The organism is Cognatiluteimonas telluris (assembly GCF_011320095.1).
Taxonomy (GTDB): domain Bacteria; phylum Pseudomonadota; class Gammaproteobacteria; order Xanthomonadales; family Xanthomonadaceae; genus Cognatiluteimonas; species Cognatiluteimonas telluris.
On the sequence record NZ_JAANOY010000006.1, the window covers coordinates 67,775 to 91,239 of the forward strand.

Sequence of the window (23,465 nt, forward strand, 5' to 3'; positions counted from 1 at the left end):
GGCGCAGCACGGGCCCCGGACCGGCTTCAGAAGATGTCGAAGGCCTGCTCGTCCTGCGATTGCTGCTGCGGGTTGGCGTCGATCTCGCTCTGCATCCGCTCCAGGTCCTCGGCCTTCACCCACTCGGTGATGCCGCCCGTGGACGTGGTGGGGAGCAGCTGGCCACCCGCGCCGACGCTGACCTTGACCATGCCCGGCGGCGGGATGTTCTGTGCAATGGGCTGGTCCTTCAGCGCCACGCGCATGTATTCGATCCAGATCGGCAACGCGGCCTTGCCGCCGTACTCGCGATAGCCCAGCGAGCGGAAGTCATCGCGGCCGACCCAGACGGTGGTGACGTAGTTGCCGCCGTAGCCGGAGAACCAGGCGTCGCGATGGTCGTTGGTCGAGCCGGTCTTGCCGGCGACGTCCTCGCGCCCCAGCACCTTGGCCGCGGTGCCGGTGCCGCGCTGGACCACGTCGCGCATCATGGACACCAGCTGGTAGGCCACGCGGGCGTCGATCGCGCGCGGCGCGAGGACGGTGTCGGCGGACAGGGTTGCCGGCTTCGCGGCAGCTGCGGACGCCGTCGCATCCGGTGCCGCCGCCCGCGTCGAGGTGCTGGCGGCGGCGGGTGACGCCGCCGGGCCACCCGGGCCAAGGTCGAACCCGGCGACCACGTTCGACGCCGGCACGGCGGCACCGTTGACCATCTGCACGCCGCACGACGGGCAGGCCGTTGCCGGCTTCTCCTTGAAGACGAGCTTGCCCGTATGGTCGCGGACTTCATCGATGAACCACGGCGTGATCCGGAAACCGCCATTGGGGAAGGCCGCATAGCCGCGGGCGATCATCATCGGTGCCAGCGAGGCGGTGCCCAGGGACATCGACAGGTTCGGCGGCAGCAGCGACTCGTCGATGCCGAAGTGGCTGATGTAACGGCGTGCGTAATCCACCCCGATCGCATCGAGCAGCCGCACCGAGACGAGGTTGCGCGACTGCACGAGCGCTTCGCGCAGGCGCATGGGACCGGCGAAATTGCCGCTGTCGTTCTGCGGCCGCCACATGTGGCCGCGGCGATCGCGGAACACCACCGGTGCGTCGAGCACGATCGAGGCGGGATTGAAGCCGCGCTCGAACGCCGCCGCATACAGGAACGGCTTGAAGCTCGAGCCGGGTTGCCGTCGCGCCTGGGTGGCGCGGTTGAACTTGTTGCCGGCAAAACTGAAGCCGCCGACCAGGGCGCGCAGGGCGCCGTTGTCCGGCTGCAGCGATACCAACGCCGACTGCGCGCGCGGCAGCTGGTCAAGGAGGTAGCGCGGGGCGGAGTCGGGTGAGGGAACGGCAGGCTTTGCGTCGGCATCAGGCACGACGCGGCGCACGCGCACCAGGTCGCCACGCTGGACCAGGGCCGAGGGGCTGCGGCCGGTCCAGCGGCTGCTGGCGGCATCGAGCGTGAGCGTGCTGCCGTCGGTCAGCACGACATCGGCGGTGCCATCGCCGCTGCGCAGCACGATGGCAGGCATGCGGTCGCCCTGGGTCGGGATCGTCCTCAGCCGCGCCGCGGCGGTGGCGGCGGTTTCGTCGGGAGCCAGATCGAAGTGCTGCTCCACCTTCTTGTTCCAGCCATGGCGATGGTCGTACTCGGTGAGGCCGTCGCGCACGGAGCGGATCGCAGCCTCCTGCAACACCGGGTCGATTGTCGTGGTGACGTGGTAGCCCTTGGTCAGCACGTCGCCGCCGTAGCGGGCGATCATCTCGCGACGGACCATCTCCGCCACGTAGGGAGCATTGACCTCGATCGGACGTTCGTGCGGGGTGGCGTGCATCGGCACCTGTTGCGCGGCATGCTCCTCGTCGCGATTGATGAAGCCCAGTTCGCGCATGCGCTGGAGCACGTAGTCGCGACGGATCCGCGCCCGCTCCGGGTTGCTGATCGGGTTGCCGCTGGAGGGGAACTTCGGGATCGAGGCCAGCGTCGCCATCTCGTCCAGGTCGAGCTGGGCGAGCTTCTTGCCGTAGTAGTACTCGGCGGCGGCGCCGATGCCGTAGGCGCGATTGCCGAAGAAACTCTTGTTGAGGTAGAGCTGGAAGATCTCGTCCTTGCCCAGTTCGCGCTCCATCTTCATCGCCAGCAGCATCTCGGCGAACTTGCGCGTGTAGCTGTATTCGGAACTCAGGAAGAACTGGCGGGCCACCTGCTGGGTGATCGTCGAGCCGCCGGGCACGCGCTTGTCATGGGTGGTGGCGAGCAGCCAGATCGCCCGCGCTACGCCTTGGTAGTCGACGCCGTGGTGCTGGTAGAAGCGGTTGTCCTCGATCGCGATGAAGGCCTGCTTCTGCCGCAGCGGGACCTGGGCGATGTCGATCGGGTAACGCCGGGTCTCCCCGAACAGGGCCATCAGCCGCCCGTCGCGGGCGTAGACGTACATCGGCTCCTGCATCTCGACGTGGCGCAGGGAGTCCACGTCCGGGAGCTTGGAGGAGATCAGGAAGTAGACGGTGCCCAGCGCCAGCAGGCCAAGGATGGAAACGGCGGCAAAGGCAAGCAGCCCCCAGCGCAGCAGGCGACGAAGACGGGGCATCGGGCGGAATCCTTGCAGATGAAGTACTTGCAGTTGAATTGTTGCAGGTGCGCAGGGCCCGGAGTATAGAGGAGGCGCCTTCGGCAGCGCCGACGGCGATCGCAGATCACCCCACGCGGGGCGGGGCGACCGGCAAAACGGGGACTTGGCAGGCCGGGGGGATTGCCATGTAGTGAAAAGTCCGTTATTTAATGCCACGGGGCACGATGTGCGCGTAAGCGCCCGTGACATAAGGGGAGAAATCGTGGGACTGATCACAAAAAGCCAGCCGCCCTTGGTCGGTGTCGATATCAGTTCGACCGCGGTCAAGCTCCTCCAGCTGTCCAGGACGGGCAATCGCTACCGGGTCGAGCACTACGCGGTCGAACCGCTGCCTCCCAATGCCGTGGTCGAGAAGAACATCGTCGAGGTCGAGGCGGTGGGCGAAGCCATCCGCCGGGCCATGGCCCGTTCGGGCAGCCGTGCCAAACACGCGGCCGCCGCGGTCGCCGGTTCGGCGGTCATCACCAAGCTCATTCCGATGCCTGCCGGGCTCGATGAAGAGGACATGGAGTCCCAGATCGAACTCGAGGCGGTCAACTACATCCCGTACCCGATCGAGGAGGTCAACCTCGATTTCGAAGTTCTCGGGCCGATGCCCGGCAACGCCGAGATGATGCAGGTGCTGCTGGCGGCGTCGCGGACCGAGAACGTGGACACGCGCGCTTCGGCCCTGGATCTGGGCGGCCTGACGGCGCGGGTCATGGACGTGGAAGCGTTCGCGATCGAGAACGCGTTCGCGTTGCTGGCCGATTCGCTGAGCGTCGCGCGCGATGGCGTCATCGCGATGGTCGACGTCGGCGCGACCATGACCACGCTCAACATCCTGCGCAACGGTCGCAGCCTGTACAGCCGCGAACAGGTGTTCGGTGGCAAGCAGCTCACCGACGAGGTCATGCGCCGCTACGGGCTGAGCTACGAGGAAGCGGGCCTGGCCAAGCGCCAGGGCGGGCTTCCGGAAAGCTACGAGATCGAAGTGCTCGAGCCCTTCAAGGAGGCGCTGGTCCAGCAGATCAGCCGCCTGCTGCAGTTCTTCTACGCCGGTAGCGAGTTCAACCGCGTGGACCACGTAGTGCTGGCCGGGGGCTGCGCGTCCATTCCCGGCCTGGCCGAAATGGTCGAGGAGCAGCTGGGCGTCCCGACGGTCGTTGCCAATCCGCTGGCACAGATGACGCTCGGGCCCCGGGTCCAGGCGCATGCGCTGGCACAGGATGCGCCGGCGCTGATGATCGCGTGCGGCCTGGCCTTGAGGAGCTTCGACTGATATGGCACGGATCAACCTGCTCCCGTGGCGCGCCGAGCGCCGCAAGCTGCGCCAGAAGGAATTCCTCACCCTGCTCGGCCTGTGCGCCGCGGCCGGCGTTGTGCTGTGGTTCCTGCTCAACAGCTACTACAACGGCCAGATCAGCGGCCAGAACGACCGCAACAACTACCTCAAGGACCAGATCGCCCAGGTCGACAAGCAGATCGCGACGATCGACGAACTGGACAAGAAGAAGGCGAAGTTGCTGGCGCGCAAGGAAGTCATCGAGCAGCTGCAGGCCAACCGCTCGCAGATGGTGCACCTGTTCGATTCGCTGGTGCGGACCATTCCCGACGGCGTGATCCTGACGTCGATCAAGCAGGAAGGCGACAAGCTCACGCTCGAAGGCCGCTCCCAATCGAACGCGCGGGTCAGTACCTACATGCGCAACCTGGAAGGGTCGGGCTGGATGACCAAGCCGGACCTGTCGATCATCGAAGCCAGGGCGGGCGACCCGGCACTGCCTTACGCCTTCACCCTCAGCGTGCTGCTGGCCAACCCCAATGCGCCGAAGGACGAAAACGGCGATGGCGTGCCTGACGCGCCTGCCGCGGACGCCACGGCCGCGCCTGCCGCGACGACGCCCTCCATCGATCCCACGGCAACACCAGTCGCCACGCCAGCCGCCACGGCGCCGGCCGCAGCGGCACCCGCCGCCGACACGCCGGCGCCGGCGACGCCGGCCAGCGGAGGAGCTTCGCTGTGAAGAAAATGTCGCTGAAGGAACTCAACTTCAACAATACCGGCAGCTGGCCGCGCGAATTCAAGGTCGGCTTCGGGATCGTGGTCGGACTGCTGATCTTCGGACTGCTGTGGTGGCTCTTCATCCGTGACAAGGCGACCGAACTCCAGGGCCTCGAACAGACGGAAACGAGCCTGCGCCAGGAATTCGAGACCAAGCAGGGTCGGGCCGCGAACCTGGAGCCGCTGACCCTGCAGCTGGCGCAGATGGAACAGCAGCTGCAACAGATGCTGCGCCAGCTGCCTAGCAAGACTGAAATGCCCGACCTGATCGTCGATGTTTCTCAGACGGCGCTCGCGACCGGCATTTCCAACGAGCTGTTCCAGCCTGGCCCGGAGACGCCCAAGGAGTTCTACGCCGAGAAGCCGATCGCACTTCGGATGGTGGGTACCTACCACCAGTTCGGGGCATTCGTCAGCGGCGTTGCCTCCCTGCCACGCGTGGTGATCCTGACCATGCACGACATTTCGCTCAAGCCGAAAAACCCCGACAAGTCGGGGATCAAGGTCAATACGCCGCTGGAGCTGGCGGGTACGGTGAAGACCTATCGCTATCTCGACGCCGAGGAGGCCGCCGAGCAGGAAAAGGCCACCGCAACGACCGGCAAGGGGAAGGGCTGACATGCAGATGCGAATCTCCCAGCTCGCCCACGGCGGCCCCGGCGTGCGAACCATCCTTCTCGTTGCCCTCGTGGCGTGCGTGTCCGCTTGCGGCCGCGGGGTGACCAGCACGCCGGGTGATGAACCCAACCTGGAAAAGTGGGTGGCGGAGGTCAAGAACCGGCCGGCGCCGCCGCTGGATCCCCTGCCGGTGATGCAGCAGTTCGAGACGTTCGAATACGACGCCCAGAACCTGCGTGATCCCTTCAGCAATGCCTTCAGCGACGATAGCGGCGGGAGCGGCCCACGGCCTGATCCAAACCGGCCGAAGCAGACGCTCGAGCAGTTTCCGCTGGACAGCCTGAACATGGTCGGGACGATCGGCAGCGGCTCGTCGCTGGTCGCCCTGGTGATGGCGCCGGACAAAGTGACGTATCGCGTCCGACCTGGCGTGTACTTGGGACAAAACGATGGCCGCGTGACGGCGGTTCATGAAGACCGGATCGACCTTGTCGAACTGGTGCCGGACGGCGCGGGCGGATGGCTGGAACGCCCGGCATCCGTTGCGCTCGCAGACCAATGATTGGGGATAGGACGATGACCGTATTCGAAGCCACAAGCCTGCGGCCTGCCCGGCGCCCCCTGGCCCTGCGGCCAACCTCCAGGCGCGCGATGCTGGTTGGTTTGGCCACCGGCCTGCTCGCCGCATTCAGCGCGGTCAATGCGGCTCCGCCGGCTGCCATGGCACCGGGGATGCTCGCCACCGCCCAGGTGGCGGCCGCCGCGGGCATGGATCCCGCGAAGCAGGTACCGGGCGCGCTCAGCGTGGCCGACATCGATTTCAAGCGTGGCGATGGCGGCGCCGGTCGCCTGATCGTGCATTTCAGCGGCAACGGAGCGGTTCCCGACCTGCGCAACCAGGGGTCGTCGGTCGTCATCAGCGTCGGCAACGCGCAACTGCCTGCCTCGCTGCAGAAGCCGCTGAACGTGACCGACTTCGCTACCCCGGTCCAGCGCATCGACGCCAGCCCGAGCGGAAACGGCGCCCAGATCGTGCTCAGCACCAGTGGTCCCTATCAGTCGATGGCCTACCAGACCGGCCGGGACTACATCGTCGAGATCGTGCCCAAGGCGGCCGTCGCGGCCGGAACGGGCGCGACGAATGCCACCGCCCCGACGGCAATGGGCGCAACGGCGTCGACGACGACCACCCGCGGCTACACGGGCCATCCGGTCACGTTCAACTTCCAGGACGTGCCGGTCCGCACCGTGCTGCAGCTGATCGCCGAGGAATCCAACCTCAATATCGTGGCCTCGGACACAGTGTCCGGCAACGTGACGCTGCGGCTGATCAATGTCCCCTGGGACCAGGCGCTGGACATCGTCCTGCAGGCGAAGGGACTGGACAAGCGCCGTAGCGGGAATGTGGTGTGGATCGCTCCCCAGGCCGAGATCTCGAAGTACGAGCAGGATCGGGAAGATGCCCGCATCGCGATCGAAAACCGCGCCGAAATGGTGACCGAGTACATCCCGATCAGCTATGGAAACGCCGAGGACCTGGCGAAGCTGCTGACCGAGGAAGCGAAGAACGGTCAGAGCGGCGGTGGCGCATCCACCGGTGGTCAAAGCCGCGGATTCCTGTCGCCGCGCGGCAGCATCAGCTTCGATCGCCGCACCAATACGCTGCTGGTCATCGACATTCCCCAGCGCGTGGCGTCGATCAAGGACCTCGTGCACGAGCTCGACAAGCCGGTCGACCAGGTCGTGATCGAAGCCCGGATCGTCATTGCCAACGAATCCTTCGCACGGGAAATCGGTGCCAAGTTCGGCATCACCGGGACCCAGCAGAACACGCTGTTCAGCAACAGCATCTCCACCAACATCGCAAACCAGAATGCACTGGTGACATCGGCGGTGAACGGCACGATCCCGACCATCACCCGCGGTCTCAACACCAACCTGCCTTCGACCCTCGCGGGCGCCGGATCGCTCGCCCTGTCCATCCTCAATGGTGGCTACGCGCTTGACATGGAGCTCTCCGCGCTCCAGACGGAAGGACGCGGAGAGATCATCTCCAACCCGCGCATCGTCACCAGCAACCAGAAGGAAGCGACGATCACCCAGGGCCAGGAGATCGGCTACCTGACCACCACCGGCGGCGCCAACGCCAATGCGCCGACCGTGCAATTCAAGAACGCCGTGCTGATGCTGAAAGTGACGCCGACGATTACCGCCGACGGCCGCGTGTTCCTCAACATGGACGTCACCAAGGACGACCTGCAGGGTTACATCGATACCGGCGCAGGCCAGGTCCCGACCATCGCCAAGCGCGAAGTCACGACTGCCGTGCTGATGGAGGATGGCCAGACCGTCGTCATTGGTGGCGTGTATGAGTTCAAGAACAGCCAGGACATGTCGAAGGTGCCGTTCCTGGCCGACATCCCGATCCTGGGCAACCTGTTCAAGAAGAAGAACCGGACCAACAGCAAGGCCGAGCTGCTGATCTTCGTGACGCCGAAGGTGCTGCGCGTCGCCCAGCGCTGAGACTCCTGGCGGCAATACAACGAAAGGGCCTTCGGGCCCTTTCGCATTTCACGCGTGCATGAATGCGAAGGGTGCGGGGCTTGAACCAACCGCCGCCGGGTCGGTCAAACTGCGGCCTGCTCCTGGCGCAACGGGACCCGCCCACCGATGGATAGCCGCACCGAAGACGCCACGCGCCTGTTCGACGCCTTCCGCGCTCTGCGTGAAGACCTGTCGACGCAAATCGTCGGCCAGGCCGCCCTGGTCGAGCGATTGCTGATTGCATTGCTGGCCGACGGCCATCTGCTGGTCGAGGGCGCGCCGGGCCTGGCCAAGACCACCGCGATCCGCGCCCTGGCGGCACGGCTGGAAGCCGATTTCGCCCGCGTCCAGTTCACCCCCGATCTGTTGCCTGCCGACCTGACCGGAACCGAGGTATGGCGGCCGCAGGATGGCCGCTTCGAGTTCCAGCCCGGGCCGATCTTCCATCCGGTGCTGCTGGCCGACGAGATCAACCGTGCCCCGGCCAAGGTGCAGTCGGCGCTGCTCGAGGCGATGGGCGAGCGCCAGGTAACCGTGGGCCGGCAGACGTATCCACTGCCACCGCTGTTCCTGGTGATGGCAACCCAGAATCCCATCGAGCAGGAAGGCACGTTCCCGCTGCCCGAGGCCCAGCTGGACCGGTTCCTGATGTACGTGCGCATCGGCTATCCGGAAGCGGCCGCGGAGACCGAAATCCTCCGCCTCGCCCGCGACCGCGCGCGCGCGGCAATGCATCCCGAGCCGGACAAGCATGAGCGCCTGCCACTGGCCGACGTCTTCGCCGCACGCGCGCAGGTGCTCGACCTGCACGTGGCGCCGCAGCTGGAACGCTATCTGGTCGAACTGGTGCTCGCCTCGCGCGACGCCAGCAGGTACGACCAGGCACTCGCGCGCCGCATCGCCTGGGGCGCGAGCCCACGCGGTTCGATCGCACTGGAGCGCTGCGCGCGCGCGCGGGCCTGGTTGAGCGGCCGCGACTACGTCACGCCCGACGACATCCGCGCGGTCGCCCCGGATGTCCTGCGCCACCGCGTCCTGCCCAGTTACGAAGCCACCGCCGAAGGCTGGGATGGCGAACGCCTGGTCGGCGCCTTGCTCGATAAGGTGCCGGTGCCGTGATCCGTGATGGGTGAGCCGTGATCGGCAACCGAAAACGTGGCGTGGCGACAGCCGGATCGGATCGGATGCGCGCGGCCCCTGCATCCTCCGGCGGCGTCGGAGCAGAGCAGGGAATCGCCCCGTCGCTCGCCGAGCTGGTGGCATTGCGCGGTCTCGCCCAGGGCGCGCGGCCGCCGCGACGGGGGCGGCTCGGCGTCAGCGGGCAGGGCCTCTCGCCCTTGCGGGGGCGCGGCATGGAGTACGCGGAGTCGCGCGAGTATGCGATCGGCGATGACGCCCGCCACATCGACTGGCGCCTGACCGCGCGCAGCGGCAAACCGCATACCAAGCTGTTCCAGGCCGAACGCGAGCGCCTGACGCTGGTCATCGCCGACACCGCGCCGTCGCTGTATTTCGGCACGCGCGTGCGCTTCAAGTCGGTGCAGGCCGCGCGCGCGGGCGCGATCGCCGTGTGGGCCGCGATCCGCGACGGAGACCGCGTCGCCGCATTGCGCGGCAGCCATCGTGATCCGCCGGTACCGCCCGCCGCCGGGCCCCGCGGCGCCTTGCGCGTGCTCGACGCCCTGGTGCGCTGGTACTCGGCCCCGCCTGCGGACGACGCCGGCCTGGTCGTGGCGATCGAACACGCGCGCCGCCTGCTGCGCCCCGGCTCGCGCGTCGTCCTGATTGCCGATCCGGCCAGCGTCGCCGCGGTGCCGGCCGAACGCTGGCCGGCTCTTTCGATGCACAACGAAGTCATCGTGCTGCTGCTCACCGATCCGCTGGAACTCGACCCGCCGCAGGCCGCGTTGCCCTTCGTGACCGCGGCACACCGGGTCGAACTCGACCTGGCGACGGCAGCACAGCGCCAGCGCTGGAAACGCACGTTCGTGCTGCCCGTGGACCAGGCCTGCGCGCAGCTTCCAGCACGTGGCGTACGCGTGCACCGGTTGTCCACCGATGCGCCGAGCCAGGCATGGCTGCCGCTGCTCGGGCGGCAGGGTGCGGTGCGGGCATGAGCCGGCTCGCCAGCCCCGGCGCGACGCTGCAGCTGCGCGACATCCACCAGGCGCCGCCGCCGTCCTGGTGGCCACCGGCGCCGGGCTGGTGGCTGCTGGCGGCGATCGTGCTGCTCGTGATCGGCGCGATCGCCTGGCGACTGTGGCGACGGCGCCAGCGCGCACGCGCACTCTCGCGGCTGTTCGACGATGCCCTGGCGCGCGCAGCGACGCCACAGGCGCAGGTTGCCGCGATGTCGGAGCTGCTGCGCCGCGCCGCGCGCAACATCGATCCGGGCGCCGATGCGTTGCCCGGCGACAAGTGGCTTGCCTTCCTCGATCGCAGCCTGCCGTCGCCGGTCTTCGTCGGCCGGCTTGGCGACGTGCTGCTCGAGGGCGGCTTCCGCCGCAGCATTTCGCAAGACGACGCCGACGCCCTGCGCGTGGCAGCGCGCGCACGGTTCCTGGACTGGATGGCGGCGCGATGACGGCCTTGCTCGCGGCGCTGCACCTGGACGGCTTCGCCTGGCCGTGGCTGCTGCTCGCGTTGCCGCTGCCGTGGCTGGCCCGCTGGCTGTTGCCACCGATGCGACGCGCGGATGGCGCGCTGAAGGTTCCCTATGGCGACCGCCTGGATGCGATCGCGATCCGCGGCGGCCATGCCGGCGCGCGCGGCATCGGTGTGCTTGCCTGGGTCGCATGGGCGCTGTTGTGCGTGGCCGCGGCGCGCCCGCAGCAACTGGGCCCGGTGGCCAGGCCGCCGCAATCCGGCCGTGACCTCATGCTCGCGGTCGACCTGTCGGGCAGCATGAGCGAAGAGGACATGTCGCTCGGCAACCAGTCCGTCGATCGCCTGACCGCGGCCAAGGCGGTGCTCGCCGATTTCCTCGACCGGCGCGCGGGCGATCGCGTCGGGCTGCTGGTGTTCGGCGACAAGGCGTACATGCTCACGCCGCTCACCGCGGACCTGGATTCGGTCCGCGCGCAACTGGGCGACAGCGTGGTCGGCCTGGCGGGACGCGCGACCGCCATCGGCGATGCGATCGGCCTGGCGGTGAAGCGACTGAAGGCGCGACCGCACGACCAGCATGGCCCACGCGAACACGTCCTGGTCCTGCTCACCGACGGCGTCAGCAACGCCGGCATGCTCGATCCGCTCAAGGCGGCCGAACTGGCGCGCGACGCCGGCGTGCGCATCCACGCGATCGCGTTCGGCGGCCAGGGCGGGGGCATGTCCGTTTTCGGCATCCCACTGCACATGCCCGGCGCCGATGAAGACGTCGACATGGCCACGCTGCAACGCATCGCCAAGCTGACCGGCGGACAGGCGTTCCGCGCGCGCGATACCGAACAGCTCGCGGGGATCTATGCCGCGATCGACCGCCTCGAACCGGTGGAGCGTGCCGGGCAGGCGGTACGACCGCGCATCGAACGCTATCCCTGGCCGCTGGGCGCGGCGATCGCGTGCGGCCTGCTGGCCCTCGCCTGGCCGCGACGGGGGCGCGCATGATTCCCGCGGACGTTCCTGCGGAGCTGCTGCGGCTGGCATCGCCGCACTGGCTGCGGCCGCAATGGCTCTGGTGCCTGCTCGCGCTGCCGGGCCTGGCGTGGTGGTGGCGAACGCGCCAGCACGTGCGCAGCGCCTGGCGCGCGCATGTCGATCCGCACCTGTTGTCCCGCCTGCTCGAGGAAGCCGGGACGCGTCGCGCAGCAGGCGGATGGCTCGCCCTGCTCGGCGGCGTGCTCGCGATCTGCGCGCTGGCCGGCCCGGCGTGGGAGAAGTCGCCGCAGGCCCTGTGGCAGACCCGCACGCCGCTGGTGGTCGCGCTCGACCTGTCCAGCGCGAGCCTGGCGCCTGATCTTCCGCCCTCGCGGCTGTTGCAGGCGCGGGGCAAGATCGCGCGCCTGCTCGCCACGCGTGCCGGCGGCCAGGTCGGCCTGGTGGCCTTTGCCGACGATGCCTACACGGTCGCGCCGCTGACCGAGGACGCCGCCAACGTCGCGCTGTTCCTGGATGCGCTGTCCCCGGACGTGATGCCGGTCGACGGCAGCCGCGCCGATCGCGCGGTCGCGTGGTCGGCGCGATTGCTCAGGCAGGCGGGATTCGCGCACGGGGACATCCTGTTGCTGACCGACCACGCCGACGGGGACGCGCGCGCGGCGGCGTCGGCGGCGCATCGCGATGGCTATCGCGTCTCGGTGCTCGGCTTGGGCACGCCGTCGGGCGCCGCCTATCGCGACGCCGACGGCCGCATCGGCCAGGCGCACCTGGATGCGCCGTCGCTGCGCGCGCTCGCCGCTGCCGGCGGTGGCGCCTACGCGGCGCTGGAGCCGGGCGCTGGCGATCTCGTCGCGCTCGGCGTGCTCGATCCGCAGCGCGCCGATGCGCAGGCGGGCATGCATGGCGGCGCCGCGCTTTGGCACGACCAGGGCTACTGGCTGCTGTTGCCGTTGCTGGTACTGGCGCTGTTTGCGTTCCGACGTGGCGGCGCGCTTGCGACGTTGCTGCTGCTGGCATGGCTGCCATGGCAACCAGCGCAGGCTGGGCCGATCGACTGGTGGCAGCGTCCGGATCAACGGGCGCATGCGCAATTCGAACGCGGCACGCAGGCGTATCGCCAGCACGATTACGCCGCCGCGGCCGACCGGTGGCGGGCGCTGCCCGGCGCCGATGCCGCCTACAACCTGGGCAATGCGCTCGCCGAACAGGGCGACTACGACGGCGCGATCGCCGCGTACGACCGTGCGCTGCGCCTGCGCCCGCGCATGGCCGACGCCATCACCAATCGCGCGCGTGTCCTGCAGGCGAAGCAGCGCCGGCAGCCATCGCAGCCCGGGCAGGAACAGGATCGACCTTCGTCCGGCCAACCCCGATCCGGGCCATCGCAATCTTCCTCGAAGGGACAGCAGGAGTCGAAGCCGGGCGCGCCGAATGATGCGCACGACGCCTCCGGCGCCCCCTCTCCGCCGCAACCGCAACCGCCGCGTGACGGCGATCCGCAAGCGCAACCCGGATCGCGGGAGACATCGCCGAAAACGTCGTCATCGCCGTCGCAATCCGGGAAACCTCCGGGCGAGCCCAGCCCGGCCGCGCCCGAAACGCCGGCCGATGCAAAAACGCAGCAGCAGGCCGATGCCGCGCAGCGACAGCGGATGGAGCGCGCGCTGCGCGACACGCCCGCCGAACGACCGGGCAAGGAGCAGCCCGGCAAGGACGCGCCGCCTGGCAACGAGCCAACCGCCGAAGCGGTCGAAACCCCGCAACAGCGCGAACGCCGCATCGCCAACGAAGCCTGGCTGCGGCGGGTACCCGATGATCCCGGTGGCCTGCTGCGCGCGAAGTTCCGGCTCGAATACGAACGTCGCCAACACGAGGGAGACGGCCGCTGATGGCTGACCTGCATTCCAATGCCGTTGTCCGCCTGGCGGTCGGCCTGCTGCTGTCCTGCTGCGCATTCGCCGCCTGCGCGCAGGCGCGCGCGTGGCTGGACCGCGACCACATCGCGCTGGGCGAAACCACCACCCTCAACATCCAGACCGACCAGGCCACCGCGGACGCCCCGGAGTACTCGCCGCTGCTCGCCGACTTCACCCTCAGCGGCAATACCAGCCGTCGCGAGTACCAGGTGGTCAATGGCGTTGGCAGCGCGCACGTGCTGTTTGCCGTGGCGCTGCGGCCCCGGCGCGATGGCGTGATCGCGGTCCCGTCGCTGCGCGTGGGCAACCAGCAGACGCCCGCGCTGACGCTGACGGTCGCGCCGCGGTCGTCGGCGCCGGCGCATGACGGCTCGGTCTTCATCGAAACGCAGGTCGATGCGCCATCGCCCTACGTGCAGCAGGCGGTTGGCTACACCGTGCGGCTGTATTCGCAGACGCCGCTCGTCTCCGGGCAATTGGACCAGGCCCCGCCCGCCGGTGGCTCGCTGCAACGCGTCGGCGACGACACCCAGTACGAGCGCGACATCGGCAACCGCAGCTACAACGTGATCGAGCGCCATTACCTGCTGATCCCGGAGCGCAGCGGGCCGATGACCATCCCCGGCGCGCATTTCCAGGGCAATGCCGCGGGCGGATTCTTCGACGACTTCCTCGGCGACGGCAGTGGCGGGATCGATGTCTCAAGCCCGTCGCGCGCGCTGCAGGTGCGCCCGGTGCCGGCCAATGCACCGCAGCCCTGGCTGCCGCTGCGCGGACTGCAACTGCGCTACCTGTCCACCCCGCAGCGCGCGCGTGCCGGCGAAGCGGCGACCGTCACCATCGAGGCCGTCGCCGACGGGGCCACCGCCGCGCAGTTGCCGGAACTGCAGCTTGAGGCCGACGACGGCGCGCAGGTCTTCGCCGATCCGGTGCAGAGCGACGATCGCTTCGACGACGGCCGACCGCACGTGCGCGAGGTACGGAAGTTTTCGATCGTGCCTGCGCATGCAGGCACCCTGCACTTGCAGGGGTCGCGCGTGAGCTGGTGGGATGTGCAGGCGGGCGTGCGACGCACCGCGTCGCTGCCGGATCTCGTGCTGCAGGTCGCGCCCGGTGCCGGCGGCGCCGGGGCGACGGCCGGCGCGACGCCAGGCACGGACTCCGATGACGGCAACCTGGACGGCACCCGGGCCGCGTCGACGGCCGCCACTGGCACGCGGCCCTGGGCGCTGGCGACGGTGGCGTTCGCGGCGCTGTGGCTGGGCACGCTGGCCTGGGCGCTGCAGCGCCGGTCCAGCGTGGGCGATGGCCAGGGAGTCGGCGCGACACCCGTATCGCAGGCGCCCGATGGCGGCGCATCGCCCGCCGACCTGAAGCGGGCACTGGAGCGCGGCTCGCTCGGCGACGTGGCGGAGATCCTGTGCGCGATGGCTGGTCCAGCGGCCGAACTCGACGCCGTGCGGGACCGGCTGGCCGATCCACGCCAGCGCGATGCGGTCGATGCCTTGCAACGGGCGCGCTGGGGCGATGGCGACGGCGGCGCCGCGCGGACCGCGCTGCGCGACGCGTTCAAGGGAGGCCCGCGTTGGCGCGAACGTGGCCCGGCGGCCGCGAAGGAGCCATTGCCGCCCCTGTATCCGCACGGCTGAGTTTGTTCAAACACATTCCCCGTAGAGCGGCTTCAGCCGCGGGCCCTGCCATCATGGCTCGCAGGGACAGCGCTGCCCGCCCCGGGTTTGCCTTCAACCGATGTGCGCCCGCAGGCGCAGGCGAATCGAACCCTCTCAGCCGTGCGCCAGCGGCAGTTCGCAGCGCAGCAGCAGCCGGCCATCGCTGGCCATCGCAAACAGGCTGCCGGCATGGGCCCGGGCAATGGCGCGGGCGATCAGCAACTGCAGGCCGAGGCCTTCGTCGTAGGCATCGGCCTGCGGCAGATCGAACAACGCATCCAGCTGCCTCGGATCCGGCGCAGGCGCCTGGCTGTGGATGTCGATCCGCAATCGCCCATCGACGGCCTGGAGCGTGACCGCGGCCGCGACGCTGGCGCGTGCGGTGGCGAACTCGATCAGCACCCGCAGCAACTGCGTCAAGCGCACCGGATCGCCGGCGACCATCACGCCGTCGACGTGGTTTTCGATCGTGACCAGGGCGCTCGCGCCGCTGTTGGTACGGGCGTAGTCCAGCAGCATCGCCGGATCGCAGGGCTCGGGCGTATTGACGAGGCGATCATTGCTGGCGCGGGTCCAGTCGCCGAGTTCGTCGATCATCCGCACCAGCTGTCGCGTCTGGCGCTCGATCAGGGCGAACAGCTCCTGCTGGCGTTCAGGCGCGACCTGACCGCTGCGCAACAGGTATGCGGCCGTCTGCAACGGCGTCAATGGCCCGCGCAGGTCGTGGGCGATGCGATCCATCCATGGAACGCTGGCGATCACGCAGGCGTACCGCGGGTGTCGAGCAGCGTGCAGATCGACTGGATCGCCGGCAGTTCCGGCGGTTTGACCAAGTGGTGGTCGAAGCCGGCCTCGCGGGTCCGGCGCCGATCCTCCGGCTGGCCCCAGCCGGTGACCGCGACCAGTACCACGTCGTCGCCTCCCGGCGCGGCGCGCAGCGCGCGGGCCACGTCGTAACCGCTGCGGCCGGGCATGCCGACATCCAGGAACACGATCTGCGGCTGGAATTCCGCGAAGCCGGCCTCGAAGCCTGCTGGCTCGTACAGGCAGCGGACTTCCAGCCCGAGCAGTTCCAGCATCATCGCCAGGGTATCGGCCGCGTCGCGGTTGTCGTCGACCACGAGCGCGCGATGGTGGACCGCGTCGGCGCGACCGGTGTCGACCTCGCGTGCGATGGCGGCCTGCGGTGCCGGCACGTGCATCGCCAGTGCATCGCCACCGGCCGTGCGTGGCAGCCGGACCAGGAACTGGCTGCCGCGCCCGAGGCCGTCGCTATGCACGCTGACCTCGCCGCCATGCATCTCCGTCAGCCGGCGCACCAGCGTCAGTCCGATGCCGAGCCCGCCATGCGCGCGTTCGATCGCGGTGTCGGCCTGGGAGAAAAGTTCGAAGATGTCGCGCGTCTGCTCGGCGCTCAAGCCGATGCCGCGGTCGCGTACGGCGACCTCGATGCACTGGTCGTCCAGTTCCGCGACGAGCTCGATCAGGCCGCCGGCATCGGAATACTTCGCCGCGTTGTTGAGCAGGTTGGCGAACACCTGCGACAGGCGCAGGCCGTCGGCGTGCAACGGCACGCGCGTATCGGGCAGCTGCATCCGCAACTCGTGCCGGCCCTGCTCGATGAGCGGCATCGCCGTCTCGACCGCGGACTCGAGCACCGCCTGCAGCGTGGTGGGCGCCTGGCGCAACTCGAGCTTGCCGCGGGTGATGCGCGCTATGTCGAGCAGGTCGTCGATCAACCGGACCAGCAGCGCGAGCTGGCGTTCCATCAGGTCCTGCAGTGGCTCGGGAGTGCCGCCGGGAGCAGCCAGCCGGCGCACGTTGAGGGCATTGAGCAGCGGCGCGAGCGGATTGCGCAACTCGTGGGCGAGGGTGGCGAGGAACTCGTCCTTGCGCTGGTCGGCCTCGCGCAGGCGTTCCATCAACTGCTTGAGCTGGTCGATGCTGGTGGAGATGCCGAACCAGGACACCAGCTTGCCGGCCTCGTTGCGCCATGGCACCGCGCGGGTCATGAACCAGCAGTAGTCGCCTTCCTCGTTGCGATGACGGGCCTCGAACTCGAACTTCTCGCCCGCCGCCAGCGACGCCACCACCAGGTCGTGCACCGCCTGGCTGTCGTCCGGATGCAGCACCAGCCTGGTCAGGTCGCTGGGTCCGTCGCCCTCGGCCGCGTGGCCGTAGTACTCGAACCAGTTGCGGTTGGCGTAGGTGATGGTGCCGTCCGGCGCGCAGGTCCAGACGATCGATGGGATGGTGTCGGCGAGGAAGCGCAGTCGCTGCTCGGCGTTGGCGCGCTCGGCGACTTCCTCGCGCAGTTCGCGGTTGCGCTGTCCCAGCTCGTCGTTGGCGCGGCGCAGCGACTCGTTGAGCTGCTCCAGTTCGCGGGCCTTCTCGGCCTCCAGCGCGAGGTTGGCCTGCTGCAGCTGGCGCCGCTTGCGGAACAGCTCGGCCAGCACCACCACCTTGCTGCGCAGGATCTCCGGGATCACCGGCACCATCACGTAATCGACGGCGCCAAGCTTGTAGCCGCGCAGCCGGTCCATGTCGGTCACGTTGACCGCGGTGACGAAGATGATCGGGGTGTTCTCGAAACGCGGGTGCTGGTGGATCAGGCTCGCGGTCTCGAAGCCGTCCATGCCCGGCATGTTGACGTCGAGCAGGATGACCGCGAACTCCTGGTCCATCAGCCGCTGCAGCGCCTGCATGCCGGAACTGGCGTCGACGAGGTTCTCGCCCAGCGGCTCCAGGATCGCTCGGTACGTCAGCAACCGGCCCGGCTGGTCGTCGACCAGCAGGATGTTCACCGGCGCCAGCGCCTCGTCCGCCGGAGGCGGCGGCGCGGTGTCTTCGCTGTGGCTCAACGATGCAACCACTGTCGCAGCACTCCCAGCAACTGGTCGGTGACGACGGGTTTGGCGAGGTAGTCCGAGGCGCCGGCCTCCAGGCATTTCTCACGATCGCCCTTCATCGCCTTGGCGGTCAGCGCCACGATGGGCAGCGCGCGCGACTCGGGGTCCGAGCGGATCGCGCGCATCGTATCGTAGCCGTCCATGCCTGGCATCATGATGTCCATCAGCACCAGGTCGATGTCGCTGTCGCCGGCGACCTTCTCGATCGCCTCCTGACCGGTCCCGGCGGTGACCACGTCCATGCCGTGGCGCTCGAGCACGCTCGACAGCGCGAAGATGTTGCGCACGTCGTCGTCCACCACCAGCACGCGCTTTTCACGCAGCGCCTCGTCGGATTCATGCAGGCGCTGGACCATGCGGCGCTTGGCGGGCGGCAATTCGGCGACCACGCGGTGCAGGAACAACGCGGTCTCGTCGAGCAGGCGTTCGGGCGATTCCACGCCCTTGATCACCACCGACTTGGCCACCTTCTTCAGCCGCTCGCTTTCGGCGGTGCTCAGGTCCTTGCCGGTGAACACCACGATCGGCAGGTCGCGCAGTTCGGGCACGCCCTGGATGCGGTCGAGCAGGTCGAAGCCGCTCATGTCGGGCAACCGCAGGTCGAGCACGACGCAGTCGAATTCGCCCTGCGCCAGCGCCGCCATCGCATCCTCGCCGGACCCGACCGTGGTGATTTCCACGTCGTCGTGGCGGATGAGTTCATCGATGCTCATCCGTTCGACGGCGTCGTCCTCAACCACCAGCAACCGCTTCACCCGCGGCAGGGTGTACTGCTTTATGCGCTCCAGCGCGGCGGAAATCGTCTCGGTCGTCGCAGGCTTTGCGAGGTAAGCGAACGCGCCGCGCTCGATGCTGTGGTGGCGCTCCTCTTCGACGGTCACGATCTGCACCGGGATATGGCGCGTCGTCGAGTCCTGCTTCAGGCGCGCCAGCACCGTCCAGCCGAGCATGTCGGGCAGGAAGATGTCGAGCGAGATCGCGCTGGGCTTGTACTCGCGCACCAGCCGCAACGCTTCGCTGCCACGGTTGGCGACCAGCACCTTGAAGCCCTGCGTGCGGGCGTGGTCGCGCAGCACGGTGGCGTAGCGGGCGTCGTCCTCCACCACCAGCAGCGATGGTTCGCCGGGGGCGAGCTCGAGGCGGTCGTCGGCGATTTCCTCCAGCACCACCGCGTTGGTTTCGGTCGCGGCGGCATGGGCGAGTTCGGCCGGCGTCGGTCGCGATCCACGGTCGTTGCGCTCGTGGTTGCTGTCGGCGCCCATGTAGTTCAGCGGCAGGTAGAGGGTAAAGGTGCTGCCCTTGCCGGGGGCGCTGACCAGGCGCAGTTCGCCGCCCAGCAGGCCGGCGATCTCGCGACTGATCGCGAGGCCGAGGCCGGTACCGCCGTACTTGCGCGAGGTGCCGGCGTCGGCCTGCTGGAAGGCCTCGAACACGATGCGCTGCTTCTCGGGCGAAATGCCGATGCCGGTGTCGGTGACCTCGAACGCGACCACGGTCGGGGCGACATCGAGGATCTTGTGGCCCACGGTCCAGCCGGCGCGGGCGACCCGCGCCGACAGCCGCACGCTTCCGGCTTCGGTGAACTTCAGCGCGTTGGACAGCAGGTTCTTGAGGATCTGCTGCAGGCGCTTGGGATCGGTGTTGAGCGCGCGGCCCAGGTCGGCGGAGAAATCCACCGAGAAATCCAGGTGCCTGCGTTCGGCATCGTGGCGGAAGCCGCGCTCGATGTTCTCGCGCAGGTGCGAGAACGGGATCTCCTCGCTGTCGACGGTGACGGTGCCCGACTCGATCTTCGACAGGTCGAGGATGTCGCTGATCAGGTGCAGCAGGTCGGTGCCGGCGGCATGGATCGTCTTGGCGAACTCGACCTGGCGCGGGCTGAGGTTGGTCTCGGGGTTCTCGGCCAGCTGCTGGCCCAGGATCAGGATCGAGTTCAGCGGCGTGCGCAGCTCGTGCGACATGTTGGCCAGGAACTCGGACTTGTAGCGCGAGGTGAGCGCCAGCTCGGCGGCCTTGTCCTCCAGCGCGCGGCGGGCGTGCTCGATCTGCTGGTTCTTGTGCTCGACCTCGGCCTTCTGCTCGGCCAGCAGTGCCGCCTTCTGCGCGATCTCCTCGTTGGTTTCCTGCAGCTCGTTCTGCTGCGTCTGCAGTTCCACCGCCAGCTGCTGCGGCTGCGCGAGCAGGTGCTCGGTGCGCATCGTGGCCTCGATCGTGTTCAGGACGATACCAATGCTCCGGCTCAGCTGCTCCAGGAACGTGCGTTCGGTGGGGCTGAATTCGTACAGCGACGCCAGCTCGATCACCGCCTTGACCTGGTCCTCGAACAGCACCGGCAGCACGATCACGCTGCGCGGAACGGCGTTCAGCAGTCCCGACTCGATCTGCGCGGTCCCCGGCGGCACGTCCTTGACCAGGATCAGCGACTGCTGCGCGGCGCACTGGCCGATCAGGCCTTCGCCGAACTGCAGCGTGCGCGTCATCGGCGAGCGGTTGGCGTCGGCATAGCCGGCGAGCTGGCGCAGGCGGCGATCCTCCGGCGCATCGCCGACGGTCTCCACCATGTACATCAGGCCCTGCTGCGCATTGACCAGCGGCGCCAGCTCGGACAGCAGCATGTGGCCCAGCGTGATCAGGTCGCGCTGGCCCTGCATCATCCCCGAGAACTTGGCCAGGTTGGTCTTCAACCAGTCCTGCTCGCGGTTGGACTCGGTGGTCGCGCGGAGGGTGCCGATCATCGCGTTGATGTTGTTCTTCAGGTCCGCGACCTCGCCGCGCACGTCGACCTGGATCGACCGGGTCAGGTCGCCCTGGGTCACCGCGGTCGCCACTTCCGCGATCGCGCGCACCTGGGTGGTGAGGTTGGCCGCGAGCTGGTTGACGTTGGCGGTGAGGTCTTCCCAGATGCCGGCGGTGCCGGGCACGTTGGCCTGGCCGCCAAGGCGGCCTTCGACACCGACCTCGCGCGCGACGGTGGTCACCTGGTCGGCGAAGATCGCCAGCGTCTCGGTCATGTTGTTGATGGTGTCGGCCAGCTCGGCGATCTCGCCCTTGGCTTCCACCGTCAGCTTCTTCTGCATGTCGCCGTTGGCGACCGCGGTCACGACCTTGGCGATGCCGCGCACCTGCGTGGTGAGGTTGGACGCCATCGAGTTGACGTTGTCGGTCAGGTCCTTCCACGTGCCGGCGACGCCGGGCACCTGCGCCTGGCCGCCGAGCTTGCCCTCGGTGCCGACCTCGCGCGCCACGCGCGTGACTTCCGCGGCGAAGCCGTTGAGCTGGTCCACCATCGTGTTGAGGGTGTCCTTGAGCTGCAGGATCTCGCCCTGCGCATCGACCGCGATCTTGCGCGACAGGTCGCCCTTGGCCACCGACGTCGCGACTTCCGCGATGTTTCGCACCTGCGTGGTCAGGTTGGACGCCATCGAGTTGACGTTGTCGGTGAGGTCCTTCCAGGCGCCGGTGACGCCCGGGACCTGCGCCTGGCCGCCGAGCTTGCCTTCGGTGCCGACTTCGCGCGCCACGCGCGTGACTTCCGCGGCGAAGCTGTTGAGCTGGTCGACCATCGTGTTGATGGTGTCCTTGAGTTCCAGGATCTCGCCCTTGACGTCCACGCCGATCTTGCGCGACAGGTCGCCCTTCGCGACCGCGGTGGTCACCTCGGCGATGTTGCGCACCTGCGCGGTGAGGTTGGACGCCATCGAGTTGACGTTGTCGGTGAGGTCCTTCCAGGTACCGGCGACGCCCGGGACCTGCGCCTGGCCACCGAGCTTGCCTTCGGTGCCGACCTCGCGCGCCACGCGCGTCACTTCGGACGCGAAGCCTCGCAGCTGGTCCACCATCGTGTTGAGGGTGTCCTTCAGCGCCAGGATCTCGCCGCGCACGTCCACCGTGATCTTGCGCGAGAGATCGCCGCGCGCCACCGCGGTCGCGACCTCGGCGATGTTGCGCACCTGGGTCGTCAGGTTCGATGCCATCGAGTTGACCGAGTCGGTCAAATCGGCCCACGTACCGGCGACGCCCGGCACCACGGCCTGGCCGCCGAGCTTGCCTTCCGAACCCACCTCGCGCGCCACGCGCGTGACTTCCGCGGCGAAGCCGTTGAGCTGGTCGACCATCGTGTTGATGGTTTCCTTCAGCTGCAGGATCTCGCCGCGCACGTCCACCGTGATCTTGCGCGAGAGGTCGCCCTTGGCCACCGCGGTGGTCACGTCGGCGATGTTGCGCACCTGCAGCGTCAGGTTCGACGCCATCGAGTTCACGTGGTCGGTCAGGTCCTTCCAGGTGCCGGCGACGTCGGGCACGACGGCCTGGCCGCCGAGCTTGCCCTCGGTGCCGACCTCGCGCGCCACGCGGGTCACCTCGGCGGCGAAGCCGTTGAGCTGGTCGACCATCGTGTTGATGGTCTCCTTCAGCTGCAGCACCTCGCCGCGCACGTCCACCGTGATCTTGCGCGACAGGTCGCCCTTCGCCACCGCGGTCGTCACTTCGGCGATGTTGCGCACCTGCGAGGTGAGGTTGGACGCCAGCGAGTTCACCGAATCGGTCAGGTCCTTCCAGGTGCCGGCGACGCCAGGCACGATCGCCTGGCCGCCGAGCTTGCCTTCGGTGCCGACCTCGCGCGCCACGCGCGTGACTTCCGAGGCGAAGCCGCGCAGCTGGTCGACCATCGTGTTGATGGCTTCCTTGAGCTGCAGGATCTCACCGCGCACGTCCACCGTGATCTTGCGCGAGAGGTCGCCGTTGGCCACCGCGATGGTGACCTCGGAAATGTTGCGCACCTGCGCGGTCAGGTTGTTGGCCATCTGGTTGACCGAGTCGGTCAGGTCCTTCCAGACGCCGGACACGCCTTTCACCTTCGCCTGGCCGCCGAGCAGGCCGGCGGTGCCGACCTCCAGCGCGACGCGCGTGACCTCGGACGAGAACTCGCCCATCTGCTCGATCATGCGGTTGACGATGTTGGCCGAGCGCAGGAACTCGCCCTGCAGCGGGCGGCCGTCGGCTTCCAGCGGCACGGTGCGGGTCAGGTCGCCCTTGGCGACGCCGGCCATCGCCTCGGTCATGGTTTCGACCGGACGCACGAGGTCGTCGATCAGCCAGTTGACCGAATGCTCCATCCCGGCCCACGCGCCCTGGCGGTCGGCGGGCACCACGCGCTGGCGGGTCTGGCCCTCGCGGCCGACCTTCTGGCCCACGCGCGCGAGCTCCTCGGCCAGGCGGCGGTTGGAGGTCACGATGCGGTTGAAGACGATCGCCAGCTTTCCCGGCACGCCGTCCCAGTGCAGCGGCAGGCGCACGTTGAAATCGCCGGCATCGACGTCCTGCATCGCCGCCAGCAACTGCAGCAGCGGATCGATCTCGGCGTCGGCGGGGGGTGGAAGGCTGGCAGCCGCGGCCTTGCGGCTGCGGCGGGTGGTGGTCTCGTTCACGCGGGGCCCCTGAAACGTGACGGCGCAGTGCCGGCATTAGGACAAAGTAGCCCATCGGCAGGGGTGACGACCTACACAGGATCTTCACGCCGCGGGCGGGGTTTGGACGGCCTCGTGTACGCTTGCCGGCCACTC

The 23,465-nt window shown here is 68.6% G+C and carries 15 protein-coding genes; 11 read left to right on the plus strand and 4 right to left on the minus strand.

Annotated features, from left to right (window positions below; translation table 11 throughout):
* Positions 1-26: 26 nt before the first annotated feature.
* Complete coding sequence (locus tag G7B67_RS05845) at positions 27-2,564, minus strand: penicillin-binding protein 1A (RefSeq protein WP_166209352.1); 2,538 nt, start codon at positions 2,562-2,564, stop codon at positions 27-29.
* A 244-nt stretch (positions 2,565-2,808) separates the two neighbouring features.
* Between G7B67_RS05845 and G7B67_RS05850 the strand changes: the two genes are divergently transcribed.
* The 11 genes from G7B67_RS05850 to G7B67_RS05900 all read left to right on the plus strand — a co-directional run bounded on the left by G7B67_RS05850 (position 2,809) and on the right by G7B67_RS05900 (position 14,974).
* Positions 2,809-3,867: a pilus assembly protein PilM gene (locus tag G7B67_RS05850; RefSeq protein ID WP_166209355.1), complete on the plus strand. Its 1,059-nt coding sequence runs from the start codon at positions 2,809-2,811 to the stop codon at positions 3,865-3,867.
* Between the two features lies 1 nt (position 3,868).
* Entirely contained in the window at positions 3,869-4,612 is a 744-nt protein-coding gene (locus tag G7B67_RS05855) for a PilN domain-containing protein (RefSeq protein ID WP_166209358.1), read from the plus strand.
* A gap of 5 nt (positions 4,613-4,617) precedes the next feature.
* Positions 4,618-5,268, plus strand: a complete 651-nt coding sequence (locus tag G7B67_RS05860; protein WP_166209419.1) for a type IV pilus inner membrane component PilO — start codon at positions 4,618-4,620, stop codon at positions 5,266-5,268.
* 7 nt (positions 5,269-5,275) lie between these two features.
* Positions 5,276-5,830: a pilus assembly protein PilP gene (locus tag G7B67_RS05865; protein WP_166209422.1), complete on the plus strand. Its 555-nt coding sequence runs from the start codon at positions 5,276-5,278 to the stop codon at positions 5,828-5,830.
* Positions 5,831-5,844: 14 nt separating this feature from the next.
* Entirely contained in the window at positions 5,845-7,791 is a 1,947-nt protein-coding gene (locus G7B67_RS05870) for a type IV pilus secretin PilQ (protein WP_166209361.1), read from the plus strand.
* Between the two features lie 147 nt (positions 7,792-7,938).
* Positions 7,939-8,931: an AAA family ATPase gene (locus G7B67_RS05875; protein WP_166209365.1), complete on the plus strand. Its 993-nt coding sequence runs from the start codon at positions 7,939-7,941 to the stop codon at positions 8,929-8,931.
* A 65-nt stretch (positions 8,932-8,996) separates the two neighbouring features.
* Positions 8,997-9,929 (plus strand): DUF58 domain-containing protein, encoded by a 933-nt coding sequence (locus G7B67_RS05880; protein ID WP_166209367.1) that lies wholly within the window; start codon positions 8,997-8,999, stop codon positions 9,927-9,929.
* Complete coding sequence (locus G7B67_RS05885; RefSeq protein ID WP_166209370.1) at positions 9,926-10,396, plus strand: DUF4381 domain-containing protein; 471 nt, start codon at positions 9,926-9,928, stop codon at positions 10,394-10,396. The genes G7B67_RS05880 and G7B67_RS05885 overlap by 4 nt, the downstream gene beginning before the upstream one ends.
* The gene (locus G7B67_RS05890; protein WP_166209373.1) at positions 10,393-11,418 is read left to right on the plus strand and encodes a vWA domain-containing protein; all 1,026 of its coding nucleotides are present in this window, start codon (positions 10,393-10,395) and stop codon (positions 11,416-11,418) included. Before G7B67_RS05885 ends, G7B67_RS05890 begins: the two co-directional genes overlap by 4 nt.
* Positions 11,415-13,298: a VWA domain-containing protein gene (locus G7B67_RS05895; protein ID WP_166209376.1), complete on the plus strand. Its 1,884-nt coding sequence runs from the start codon at positions 11,415-11,417 to the stop codon at positions 13,296-13,298. The genes G7B67_RS05890 and G7B67_RS05895 overlap by 4 nt, the downstream gene beginning before the upstream one ends.
* Entirely contained in the window at positions 13,298-14,974 is a 1,677-nt protein-coding gene (locus tag G7B67_RS05900) for a BatD family protein (protein ID WP_166209379.1), read from the plus strand. The genes G7B67_RS05895 and G7B67_RS05900 overlap by 1 nt, the downstream gene beginning before the upstream one ends.
* 135 nt (positions 14,975-15,109) lie before the next feature.
* Here G7B67_RS05900 and G7B67_RS05905 read toward each other — a convergent pair whose 3' ends face one another.
* The 3 genes from G7B67_RS05905 to G7B67_RS05915 are packed head-to-tail and all read right to left on the minus strand — an operon-like array spanning position 15,110 to position 23,330.
* Positions 15,110-15,736, minus strand: coding sequence for a sensor histidine kinase (locus G7B67_RS05905; protein WP_166209382.1), 627 nt, complete (start codon positions 15,734-15,736; stop codon positions 15,110-15,112).
* Positions 15,737-15,753: 17 nt separating this feature from the next.
* Positions 15,754-17,856: a hybrid sensor histidine kinase/response regulator gene (locus tag G7B67_RS05910; RefSeq protein ID WP_166209385.1), complete on the minus strand. Its 2,103-nt coding sequence runs from the start codon at positions 17,854-17,856 to the stop codon at positions 15,754-15,756.
* Entirely contained in the window at positions 17,853-23,330 is a 5,478-nt protein-coding gene (locus G7B67_RS05915) for a HAMP domain-containing protein (RefSeq protein WP_243412266.1), read from the minus strand. The genes G7B67_RS05910 and G7B67_RS05915 overlap by 4 nt, the downstream gene beginning before the upstream one ends.
* Positions 23,331-23,465 lie beyond the last annotated feature (135 nt).